General features: G+C 56.8%; 10 protein-coding genes and 1 tRNA gene. 9 read left to right on the forward strand and 2 right to left on the reverse strand.

What is annotated here, in order from left to right; translation table 11 throughout:
- Positions 1–37: 37 nt before the first annotated feature.
- A complete protein-coding gene (locus ACOYNV_RS01040) occupies positions 38–934 on the reverse strand; it encodes a FecR domain-containing protein (RefSeq protein WP_422897873.1) in 897 nt (298 codons plus the stop codon).
- A 191-nt stretch (positions 935–1,125) separates the two neighbouring features.
- Between ACOYNV_RS01040 and fbaA the strand changes: the two genes are divergently transcribed.
- From fbaA to cysC, 9 genes are all read left to right on the forward strand, one after another.
- Complete coding sequence (gene fbaA, locus ACOYNV_RS01045; protein WP_422897874.1) at positions 1,126–2,199, forward strand: class II fructose-bisphosphate aldolase; 1,074 nt, start codon at positions 1,126–1,128, stop codon at positions 2,197–2,199.
- 110 nt (positions 2,200–2,309) lie between these two features.
- The gene (locus ACOYNV_RS01050) at positions 2,310–3,539 is read left to right on the forward strand and encodes an ISAzo13 family transposase (RefSeq protein ID WP_422897875.1); all 1,230 of its coding nucleotides are present in this window, start codon (positions 2,310–2,312) and stop codon (positions 3,537–3,539) included.
- Between the two features lie 339 nt (positions 3,540–3,878).
- The gene (locus ACOYNV_RS01055) at positions 3,879–7,007 is read left to right on the forward strand and encodes a transglycosylase domain-containing protein (RefSeq protein WP_422897876.1); all 3,129 of its coding nucleotides are present in this window, start codon (positions 3,879–3,881) and stop codon (positions 7,005–7,007) included.
- Between the two features lie 149 nt (positions 7,008–7,156).
- A tRNA-Phe gene (locus tag ACOYNV_RS01060) sits at positions 7,157–7,232 on the forward strand.
- Positions 7,233–7,354: 122 nt separating this feature from the next.
- Positions 7,355–7,516: a hypothetical protein gene (locus ACOYNV_RS01065; RefSeq protein ID WP_422897877.1), complete on the forward strand. Its 162-nt coding sequence runs from the start codon at positions 7,355–7,357 to the stop codon at positions 7,514–7,516.
- A 668-nt stretch (positions 7,517–8,184) separates the two neighbouring features.
- The gene (locus ACOYNV_RS01070; protein ID WP_422897878.1) at positions 8,185–8,466 is read left to right on the forward strand and encodes a hypothetical protein; all 282 of its coding nucleotides are present in this window, start codon (positions 8,185–8,187) and stop codon (positions 8,464–8,466) included.
- A 97-nt stretch (positions 8,467–8,563) separates the two neighbouring features.
- Positions 8,564–9,523, forward strand: coding sequence for an IS1595 family transposase (locus tag ACOYNV_RS01075; RefSeq protein WP_422897883.1), 960 nt, complete (start codon positions 8,564–8,566; stop codon positions 9,521–9,523).
- A gap of 376 nt (positions 9,524–9,899) precedes the next feature.
- Positions 9,900–10,124, forward strand: a complete 225-nt coding sequence (locus ACOYNV_RS01080; protein WP_422897879.1) for a hypothetical protein — start codon at positions 9,900–9,902, stop codon at positions 10,122–10,124.
- The gene (gene cysC / locus ACOYNV_RS01085) at positions 10,121–10,534 is read left to right on the forward strand and encodes an adenylyl-sulfate kinase (RefSeq protein WP_422897880.1); all 414 of its coding nucleotides are present in this window, start codon (positions 10,121–10,123) and stop codon (positions 10,532–10,534) included. The genes ACOYNV_RS01080 and cysC overlap by 4 nt, the downstream gene beginning before the upstream one ends.
- Here the strand turns inward: cysC and ACOYNV_RS01090 are convergent.
- On the reverse strand, positions 10,524–11,104 hold a 581-nt coding region (locus ACOYNV_RS01090; RefSeq protein WP_422897881.1), incomplete at its 5' end, for a putative transposase. The genes cysC and ACOYNV_RS01090 overlap by 11 nt on opposite strands.

Genomic DNA, 11,104 nt, shown 5'->3' on the forward strand with positions numbered 1-11,104 from the left:
ATACACAGTCGCAGTGCATTGCGCAGTGCAGTGATTTCTAACGTGTTACCACGGGAGCAGTTAGCGCCAGTTGCAGTTTGAGTTTTTCTGCCAGGACAGCCGCCTCCGCTGGTGACGGCAACTGGGTAACGCGCACCGAGTATCGATAGCCACCCCCTGCCGCCGCCCGCGGTTTGATGCGCACCGCGTAACCAGCCGCACGCGCAAGATAATACAAGGCCAGCGTATCGGACTCGCCGTCCAGAGTCGCCAATTCAACATTCCACTTGCCACCCCGCCGAGCGTAGCCGCTACCCGGCCGGACTTCCGTCTGCGTCGCCCATTTGCTGACCTGTTCGGCATCAACCTGGCCAAGCGGGTTGGGCACAAGCCCCTTGGGTGCGACGTAGAAGCTCAGTGCTTCGCTCATCTCGCGCGGCTCGTCCTGAGGATGCACTACGGTAATCCGCCCTTCGAGCAGGCAGACAAGATCACGTTCGGCATCCGAACTTCCCCACAGATCCGTGCCGCGAATACCGGCGGTGATTGTCCCGAGGCGGACATTGACGGCACGTTGTTGGCGCCACGTCGAGAAAACCCCGGTGGTGAAGCGGAAAGCGCCCTGCGCGACATCCAGCGCCGCAGTGAAAACGCGGTTCTCGCGCCGTCCGAGCGCATTGAGATCCAGTTGAGCGTTTTCTCCCAGTTTGACCGCGCTTCCCTCTGCCAACTGAATGAGTACGCGAGCGTCGGCACCAGTCGCCACACGGTCACGGTTTTGCAGCACCTTACCCGGCTCGAGCGGCTGCCGGACGCCGTGGCGCTCGACCCAGGCAGGCATCTGCACACTATCAACAACAGCATAAGCACGCTCTGCTGCCACAACCGCTGGTGCTGAAATGCCGCAGAACAACAGGCCAGCAGCGAGCAAAAAACGCGGGAAGCACTTCTTCATCGAACAACCTTTCACATGAGGGACGAACGCGATTCTAACAGGCTGCCCGACCAGCGGGGATTTCACCCGATCCCATGCCCTGCAAGGTTGTGCCTTTATATTGATCTCACTGGCTCAGCAATGAATTGACCGGAAATAAGTATACATAGTAGGATTAACTTTCTCGATCAACCGTTATTGGAACCGAAACCATGAATGCTCCACAGATAAAGCCGGGTGTTGTATCCGGTGACGATTTGCAAGCCCTGTTCGCGCTGGCCAAGGCCAGGAGTTTCGCCCTGCCGGCGATCAACGTCATCAACACCAGCACGGTCAATGCCGTCCTGGAAACGGCCGCAGAACTCAAGTCCCCGGCCATTCTCCAGTTCTCCAACGGTGGCGCCCAGTTTTATGCCGGAAAAGCCCTGAAAAACGAAGGTCAGCGCGCCTGTGTCGCCGGCGCTGTTTCCGCCGCAAACCATGTCCATGCAATGGCCGGGCTGTACGGCGCGACCGTTGTCCTGCACACCGACCACGCGGCCAAGAAGTTGCTGCCCTGGATCGACGGCCTGATGGATGAGGGCGAGAAGTTTTATAAAGCCAATGGCAAGCCACTGTTCAGCTCGCACATGCTCGACCTGTCGGAAGAGCCGCTGGAAGAGAACATCGAAATCTGCTCGCGCTATCTGCAGCGCATGAGCAAGATCGGCATGACGCTGGAAATCGAACTTGGCGTCACGGGTGGTGAAGAAGACGGCGTCGACAACAGTGATGTCGATAGTTCCAAGCTCTACACCCAGCCTGAAGACGTGGCCTACGCCTACGAGCAACTGTCGAAGATCAGCAACCGCTTCACCATTGCCGCTTCCTTCGGCAACGTGCACGGTGTCTACAAACCCGGCAACGTCAAGCTGCAACCGATCATCCTGAAGAACTCGCAGGAATTCATCCAGAAGAAGTTCGGCACCAAGGCCCAGCCGATCGACTTCGTGTTCCACGGTGGTTCGGGTTCAAGCCTCGAAGAAATCCGCGAAGCCATTTCCTACGGCGTCATCAAGATGAACATTGACACCGATACGCAATGGGCCTTCTGGGAAGGCGTCAAGAACTACTACAAGAAGAATGAAGGCTTCCTGCAAGGCCAGATCGGCAACCCCGATGGCGACGACAAGCCGAACAAGAAGTACTACGACCCGCGCGCCTGGCTGCGCAAGGGCGAAGAGACCTTCATTGCACGCCTCAAGCAGGCCTTTGCTGACCTCAACAACGTCGGCACCCTGGGCTGATCAGCCGTTTGAAATGACCAAAGCCGGCTCAGGAATGAGCCGGTTTTTGTCATTAAGGAGTTAAGCAATAATAACTTGAACAAATAAGACATTTCGTCTATCTTAAGTACATGGATGAGATGACGGTGATCGAAAGCAAGTTTCAAGCGCTGTCAGGCCGGTTGGATGAGGCTACGTTGCGCGTTTGGGCGGCAACGGAAGCGCGCGGTCTTGGCCGGGGTGGCGTGAGCGCAGTAGCCAAGGCCACCGGTCTGTCGCGAACGACAATTCATGCGGGGCTCACTGAACTGAAGGCACCCGCGCCGGTCGGTTTGAGTAAAGGTGATAAACGCCCACGTATCCGAGCGATCGGGGGCGGCCGGAAGAAGCTGACCGACAAGGACGACCAGCTGCTGCACGACCTTGATGCGTTGGTCGAACCGATGTCACGTGGCGATCCCATGTCGCCGCTACGCTGGACCTGCAAGAGTACCTATCACTTGGCGAACGAGCTAAAACGACAAGGACACGAAGTCAGTCAGCGCACGGTTTGTGATCTACTGAGCCAGATGAGCTACAGCCTGCAATCGACGCGTAAAACACGCGAAGGCGGTCGCCACGAAGATCGGGATGCCCAGTTTGCGCACATCGCCAAGACGGTGGCCAACTACCAGGCGGCGGGAGAGCCCGTTATTTCGGTCGATACGAAGAAAAAGGAACTGATTGGCGACTTCAAAAACGCCGGTAGGGAATGGCATCACCAGGGCACGCCGGAGGAAGTCAGGGTCTATGACTTCATCGATCCTGAATTAGGCAAGGTTGCGCCTTATGGCGTCTATGACCTGACGACGAATACAGGGTGGGTCAACGTCGGTATCGATCATGACACAGCAGAATTCGCAGTCGAGAGCATTCGTCGGTGGTGGCGGGAAATGGGTCAAGCCGTGTATCAACATCCCGGTCGCCTGCTGATAACCGCCGACTGCGGCGGCAGCAATGGCTATCGGGTGCGCTTGTGGCATAGAGAGTTACAGGCCCTCGCCGATGAACTGCAATTGCAGATACAAGTCTGTCATTTCCCGCCAGGCACCAGCAAATGGAACAAGATTGAACACCGCATGTTCTGCCACATCACCGCCAACTGGCGAGGTCGCCCGCTGGTTAGCCGAGAAGTCGTCGTCAATTTAATCGGAAGTACGACGACCCAAGAAGGCTTGCGCATCAAAGCAGCTCTCGATGAAAAAATCTATATGCCAGGAATCAAAATCTCCGACGAGGAACTGGCTACGCTCGCCATTGAACGCGACGAATTTCATGGCGAATGGAACTATCGTTTGATGCCTCGAAGTCCGATCGTCTAAATCGTATTGTTCATGTTATTTTTGCTCGACTCCTAAGGGCAATTCCTGCCGGCTCAAGTGTAATGACAAGTCTTTTATTGGGGTTACTGGCCTGGGAACATTTCGTCGTCTCTCAGGGAACGTTGCGAATGCGTGAATGTCCACGCTTGGCCTTGCAAATGGCCGAACCTGTATTGCCTTCTTCGATAGCAATTTCCACTGATCGGTGGCCGGCAAGGGCGATATCTGGAATTCAAGCGTCAAAGCTTTCAACATCAAATATGAAGCGCCATTGATTGGCCAATGAAGTGGTGACTTTTTTTGTGTAAATACTGATTGGCTTTTGAGATGGCAGACAAAATGGAAAGCGAATGCTTCCTCACCAGCACCCGGCTCGCAAAGCGTCGGCGGCGACGCAATATTTTCTGGGGCGCGATCACCGGCACGTTTCTGGCGGCAATGGCGGCGGTGGCATGGGTCGAAGCCCGGGATTCGCACTTGCAGGCGCATTTTTTCTCAGTTATGGCGCGCGGTATCGGCTGGGAGGTGCAGGCCGGGGCCAATGACGAACTCTGGCTGCCCCAATCCGGCCCCTACAGCACGCGTCTCGGTTACAGCCAGATGAAGGCGATGCTGCCGCGTCTGGTTGCGTCGGGCTATGATGTTTCCGCGCAGGCCCGACAGTCAGATGAGTTTCTGAGGATCACTGGCCGCGGCTATTACCCGATCTACCGCGAAAAATCACAGGCCGGCCTGGCTCTGCTCGACCGCAACGGAAAGATGCTCTATAGCAGTCGCTATCCGGAGCGGCAATACGCTTCGTTCGAGGCCATTCCGCCAGTGCTGGTTAACGCCTTGCTCTATGTCGAGAACCGCGACCTGCTTGACCCCGAGCACCCGATGCGCAACCCGGCGGTGGATTGGGGGCGCTTTACTCGCGCGGCGCTGGGTCGGACCTTGCGCGTCCTCAACCTCGAAGGAGGGCGTGCGGGCGGCAGTACGCTGGCCACCCAGATCGAAAAATTCCGGCATTCCCCGGGCGGCCGCACACGCGACGCTGACGACAAATTGCAGCAGATGGTCTCCGCCTCGCTACGTGCCTACCAGGATGGCGAAGATACGCTGGCCGCGCGCAAGCGCATCGTCCTCGACTATCTCAACTCCGTTCCACTGGCCGGGCTGGCCGGCTACGGCGAGGTCAATGGCCTCGGGGACGGTTTGTGGGCCTGGTATGGCCGCGACTTCGACGAAGCCACCCGTTTGCTGGCTGACCCCGAAGCCGACCCGGCAGCCCGGGCGCAGGTGCTCAGGGAAGCGATGTCACTCATCGTCGCGCAACGCCGCCCTTCCGGTCTCCTGCTCGACTCAACCGAGCGTCTCGACAGTCTGACCGACAGTTACCTGCGCCTGCTGACCAGTGATGGCGGCATTCCCGAAGCCCTGCGTGACGATGCCTTGCGCGCCCGGCTGACGCTGGCGCGCAAGGCGCGCGAGGTCGGCGCCATCTCTTTCGTCGAGCGCAAAGCCGTGAACGATGTGCGCGGGACGCTTGGTGACCTCATCGGGGTTGACGACCTTTACGCTCTCGATCGCTTCGATCTGGAGGCGCGAACCACGCTCGATGCGGTTGCACAATCCAGGGTAACAGCCTATCTCGGCCGTCTCGCCAAAACGGATTACCTTCGTTGCGCCGGATTCAAGGCGCATCGCATGCTCGATCGCGGCGATCCGGCCGGGGTCAACTACAGTTTCACCCTTTATGAGCGGACGCCCCTCGGCAACATGTTGCGCGTGCAGGCCGACAATCTCAACCAGCCGCTCGACATCAACGCCGGAACAAAACTCGATCTGGGCTCCAGCGCCAAGTTCCGGACGCTGATCACGTACCTCAATGTCGTCGCCGACCTGCACCAGCGCTACGCCGGCCTCGACGACAAGGAACTGGCCGGCATTGCCACCAAGCCCAGCGACCGGCTGAGCGTCTGGGCCATCGCTTATCTGCGTGGCAACACAGATCGCAGCCTGACGCCGATGCTCGAAGCGGCCATGGAGCGGACCTATTCGGCCAGTCCCGGCGAGGCCTTCTTCACCGGCGGTGGCGTGCACCATTTTTCAAACTTCAAGCATGAAGACGACGGGCAGAATCCGACCGTGGCCGGAGCGCTCGAGCAGTCGGTGAATCTGGTCTTTGTCCGCATCATGCGCGATGTGGTGCATTACCACGCCTACGAGGCAGTTGATGCGCCGGCGCGATCACTGCGTGAGGGCGACGAGAGTAGCAAGGAAGCCCGGCAGGATTTCCTTAACCGTTTTGCCGAGCGTGAAGGCATCGGTTTCCTGCGTACCTTCTGGCACAAGTACCGCGATGTCTCCCCGCAGGATCGCCTTGAAGTCCTGGCCGATTCTGTGCCGGATCGACAATCGCCGCAGGCGGCGGCATTTCTGACGGTGCAACCGGAGAGCGATTTTCCCACCTTCCTCGCCTTCATGCGCCAGCGTCTCGGCGACAAGGCAGGGACCGATGCCGGCCTGCGCCGCATTTACGACAACCATGCGACGCGCAACTACAACTTGTCCGACCAGGGCTATCTGGCGCGCGTGCACCCGCTCGAACTGTGGCTAGTTCGCCATCTGCGTACGAATCCCGACGCCGGGCTGCAGTCGGTTGTCGCGGCGAGTGTCGCCGAACGCCGCGAGGCTTCACGCTGGTTGTTCTCCAGCCGTTTAAAGCATGCCCAGGATGTGCGTATCCACATCATCGTCGAGGTAGCGGCCTTTGAGCGCATCGCTGCCGAATGGCGCAGGCTGGGTTATCCCTTCGAGCACTTGGTGCCCTCGCTGGCGACCGCGATCGGCAGTTCGGCCGACCGCCCGGCAGCGCTTGCCGAACTCATGGGGATCGTGGTCAACGATGGAATCCGGCGCCCCACGGTACGCATCGACAGGCTGCGCTTCGCTGCCGCAACGCCCTTCGAAACCCTGCTTGAGCGTCGTTACGAGCCGGGTGAGCGGGTGCTGCCGGCCGAAATCACCCAGGTTGCGCGGCGCGCCCTGTTGCGCGTGGTTGACAGTGGAACGGCTCGGCGCGTCAAGGGCACTTTCCGTGATGCCGACGACAAGCCCCTGCCGGTTGGCGGCAAGACGGGAACCGGCGACCATCGCTTCCAGGTCATCGGTGCTGGCGGTGCGGTCAAGAGTTCGCGCGTGATGAACCGTGCGGCAACTTTCGCCTTCTACATCGGCGACCGCTTCTACGGCGTCGTCACGGCCTTCGTCCCAGGGGCGAAAGCGGCTGGCTACGACTTCACTTCGGCGCTGCCGGTGCAGATTCTCAAGGAACTCCAGCCGGCGCTGCTGCCCCTGATAGCCGGGAAAGAGGCGCCGCCTTCCGGACGTTGCGCCGAAGCCCCCCGGCGCAACGAAGACCAGCGGACGGTGGAAGGTACGCTCGACGGTCTCGCTGCGGGGATCACCAAAACAGGTGGTTGAATGGTTGAATGGTTCAATTAGCGGGAGGGTTTGGAGCTATTACAGGGGGTGAAAAGTTGGTCGCCTGATAGGTTCCCATTTTAATCACACCTTGGACAATGCTTGTTTTTGACGAAGTTGGGACGACTCGTTATAATTCCACGCTTGTTGGCCAGTTAGCTCAGTTGGTAGAGCAGCGGATTGAAAATCCGCGTGTCCGTGGTTCGATTCCGCGACTGGCCACCAGAGATACCAAGCGATCAGCCCAGCCCACAAGGTTGGGCTTTTTGCTTTCTGGTTTATGTGTAGCCACCATGTAGCCACTTTCCTGCAATACGAATCAACACGTACCAATGAAAGAACCGGCAATGACCACGGACAAGCAAAAGAAATTGAGTCAGGACTACGCGGATTTTCTGGTCGAACATGCAGCGGCCAAAGCGCAAGGCAAGGTTCTAGGCAACTTTCTTGAGTGGATACACGCCACAGGTCGGGTGCAGATAACAATCAGGGAACGCGGCGGCAAGTAGTCCGGCATGTAAGCGGGAACGGCCTAGCATGGCGCGATGATATGGGAATCCCCCACTTCCCCTGTCCTGCATTCTGTGACCGACACGAAATAGCAGCGAGGGGGAACCGTTTGGGCGGCCAATTACGAACGAACGAAATTGAAACTGCCGGAATTCCGGCAATTAAGCCGAACGATATTACCGGCCTGACTGGTAATCACTGCTGGCGTTACTTTTGACGAGTGCAGCCTGCGTGACTATCCAAATCTGGTTCGTCCTCTGTTACCCGGTCGTTGCTGAAACGTTAAACGGGCGTTACTGCGTAACAGCGGGGGAACTGTCAGGCGGTCAATTCCGTGCGAACGATATTACCGGGCAGTACGGTATTTGCCGGGTGGAGTCCATTACCAGCACAGGCGGTAACGGTCGGAAATAAAGTTAGGTCTCCTGCCCACTCGGATTTCAAATCCATGTGGCGAGACTGATTGCCGTTTCAAAGGGTTCGATTTCAAATCCGACCCTTCTAGATTTCAAATCTGAAAGGGCCAAATAGATCGCCTCAAAACTGAGGACATCTTTACACAGGCTTGCACAGTTGCACCTTGCTGCGTCCAGCCATTCACCCCACGGCAAACAAACCGCACAGTGGCCATGCTGCAATGTAATCGCGGCTAACTATAGCGCGTGCTATGCTTTTCCAGTCCGATAACCCGATTCTTTCGCCGACCAATGAGCAAACAAAAGTATTACAAACACTCAAAGATTCCCTTGGAAAAGATTCAGGGCGTGCCAAAGTATCTGATGCTGGCATTCGGTCCATCACTCTCCAGCAGGTGCCTGACGCCTATGATGGATTCGTATCTACCGTACAAAAACTGTTCGGAGTCAGAATCCAGTTCGTCCGAGCCCAAGGACTCACCAGAGGAATAGAGTTTTCAGGCGACTATCGTGCGCAGCATTCCGTTTCCTGATTAGCGCTGATCTTCAGCCAACGGTTTCGAGGCTCATCCTATGAGCCTTTCCATTGTTAGCCTGACACCTGTTAATCCTATCGGAGGACAGGCGATCATGGCAAAGATGAACCGAGTTCAGTTTCAACCGAGCATGAGCTTGACGGAATTTCTGGAGCAGTATGGAACCGAGAGCCAGTGCGAAGCGGCGGTTGAAAAAAACCGCTGGCCCAATGGGTTTGTCTGCCCTGAATGCCAGGGAACGGGCCATTGTGTGGTGTGGCATGACCAGGTGAAAACCTTCCAATGCGCTACCTGTCGCCAACAAACGACGCTGACCGGGGGCACGATATTTCACGCGACCAAGCTGCCGCTGAGAAAGTGGTTCCAGGCCATGTACTTTCTGACCCAGACCAAGAATAACGTTTCGGCGCTCGAACTCAAACGGCTGATTGGCGTTTGTTATCGAACCGCGTGTCGCCTCAAGCACAAGTTGTTGCAAGTGATGACCGAGCGCGAGGCCCCGCGCCAGTTGGATGGGCGCGTTGAGATCGATGACGCCTATCTCGGGGGCGAACTTCCTGGCGGCAAAGCAGGCCGTGGATCGGAAAACAAGGTTTCGTTTATTGCCGCTGTGAAGACGACTGATGATCACCACCCCCTCCTGGCGGTGTTCTCGCGGGTGAAGACGTTCAGTCTGGCTGAGGTGGAAGCGTGGGCGACGAAACATCTGGCGGCCTCTGCCACGGTGGTATCTGACGGATTGGCTTGTTTCAGTGCGGTGACCAAGGCGGGGTGTCAGCATGAGCAAGAAGTAGTTGGCAAAAAACGCAAGAGTACCGACATGCCTTGCTTCCTCTGGGTCAATACGATTCTTGGAAATCTCAAAACAGCGATTAACGGAACGTATCATGCGTTCGATTTTGAGAAGTATGGCTATCGTTATCTTGCAGAGATGCAATATCGATTCAATCGCCGCTTTGATCTCGCCGTCATCCTGCCTCGGCTGCTTCGCGCTGCCACGATCACGGGCAAGCGCACCGAGGTGTGGTTAAGGCTGGCTGAAGATCAGCGCTAATCAGGTTCCGTTTTGTGTGCGGTCTATTGCAACGGCAAACCGTTGGTTGAGGTTGTAACCTTTACGAAAACCATCGGTTGTAACCTTTGATTTGTGCGGTGAACATTGAACGGTCAGCCCACCAGGTCACGTTCCGCCGATAGCCCTTGCCAATATGCGGTATCAGTGGACAGCATGGCAGGCAAACCATCGCGCGGCATCTGGAGGTTATAAAATTTTCCCTGACCGTCTGCTTTGCAGCAGAAAGCTGACGGTCGCTTGCCAAACTTGCCTGGCAGCTCCCGGCCAGTTGCGGACGGTGGCGTTTTTTCTCCAAAGCCGACGTTGAACTGGGCCGCGCACCTGAAAGCGGACGTTGTATTGAGGCGATCTTTTTTTGCTGCTGAACGGCTCTTCCGAAGCGATTGCCGTTCAGGCTCATACCTCATTGGACAACGATGTTCTGGATTTTCCTCTTTGGTTCCGGCTCGTCCGGTTTGGGATTATTCTTGCAGGCACTGCTAAAACAATGCCCAACATTTCAATGATCATCGACAGCCTCATTCATTCTGCCCGGCCGAACCAGGCAGGGCTCGATTTCCCCGGGATTGCCCGGCCATGAACAAGTCGTCCGATTTGGTGCGGCAGCACGCCACCGTTACCCGAGAACGAAGAGAACGGCAGAATGGGCATAAGTCATTCGTGCTGTGTTTCACCGGTTTGTCCGGGGCGGGCAAATCAACCCTTGCGAATGCCGTTGAAGAGCAATTGCATCAGGCGGGTCGACGCACTTTTGTCCTCGATGGCGACAACATTCGCCATGGGCTGAACCGTGATCTGGGGTTCAGCCAGGAAGACAGGGGCGAGAACCTTAGGCGCGTAGGAGAGCTATCCTCGTTATTTGTCGAGGCGGGAGTAATAACTCTGGTCGCCCTGATCTCTCCTTACAAACAAGACCGAGAACTCGTAAGAACGATGTTCAAGCCCGGTGAATTTTTCGAAATTTCAGACGACCTGATATCTAGGATTTAGTGATGTCCACAAAATCAGCGCGAACCGTCTCTTTTATGGAAGTTTTTGTTTTCCCCAGTTCAAAAATCATCCGCAAGTCTGTTCGCGGGAATACCGTCTCGGTTGGATTGAGTTCATCGCACAGCAAGGCGGCGGCCTGATCTGATCTGAGCTGCGCGAGGTGATGCAGGCGAACGGTCAGTGTTTTATTCTGGTAGTCGGGCAACAAATCCGCTTCCGTTGTGTAGATTGAACACAACAAAGTGCGAGCCTCATCAACACGCGTCAATGACTCGCGCAAGAAATTGGCCATCGCCGTCTCCGCACGGTAGGCCACCATCTTGATGGCATCAACAAAATGTTTGCTGTGCGTGCTGAGCTGGGTAAATTGCAGCTCCTGGGGCAAGTCCTTGACGGCGATATGCCGATCGGTGGCTTTCCTGGTGGCTTTGAGCGCGACGAGCTTGACCTGCAAAGCGTCGATTTCATCCTTGAGCGCGGCCTTCTTCTGGGTAAAAGCCTCCATGCGCGCGGGTTCAATCGTCTGTTCAATATTCAAGGCGCCAAACAGCGCCAAGGATCGGCTGAGTT

This window comes from Propionivibrio sp., assembly GCF_049316945.1.
In the GTDB taxonomy this organism is placed as follows: domain Bacteria; phylum Pseudomonadota; class Gammaproteobacteria; order Burkholderiales; family Rhodocyclaceae; genus Propionivibrio.

What these genes read in the sequence shown, in the direction of transcription:
- fbaA (WP_422897874.1), top strand. Translation starts at nt 1,126, where the DNA reads ATGAATGCTCCACAGATAAAGCCGGGTGTTGTATCCGGTGACGATTTG.
- ACOYNV_RS01070 (WP_422897878.1), top strand. Translation starts at nt 8,185, where the DNA reads ATGCTTTTCCAGTCCGATAACCCGATTCTTTCGCCGACCAATGAGCAA.
- ACOYNV_RS01040 (WP_422897873.1), bottom strand. Translation starts at nt 934, where the DNA reads ATGAAGAAGTGCTTCCCGCGTTTTTTGCTCGCTGCTGGCCTGTTGTTC.
- ACOYNV_RS01075 (WP_422897883.1), top strand. Translation starts at nt 8,564, where the DNA reads ATGGCAAAGATGAACCGAGTTCAGTTTCAACCGAGCATGAGCTTGACG.
- ACOYNV_RS01050 (WP_422897875.1), top strand. Translation starts at nt 2,310, where the DNA reads ATGGATGAGATGACGGTGATCGAAAGCAAGTTTCAAGCGCTGTCAGGC.
- ACOYNV_RS01055 (WP_422897876.1), top strand. Translation starts at nt 3,879, where the DNA reads ATGGAAAGCGAATGCTTCCTCACCAGCACCCGGCTCGCAAAGCGTCGG.
- ACOYNV_RS01065 (WP_422897877.1), top strand. Translation starts at nt 7,355, where the DNA reads ATGACCACGGACAAGCAAAAGAAATTGAGTCAGGACTACGCGGATTTT.
- cysC (WP_422897880.1), top strand. Translation starts at nt 10,121, where the DNA reads ATGAACAAGTCGTCCGATTTGGTGCGGCAGCACGCCACCGTTACCCGA.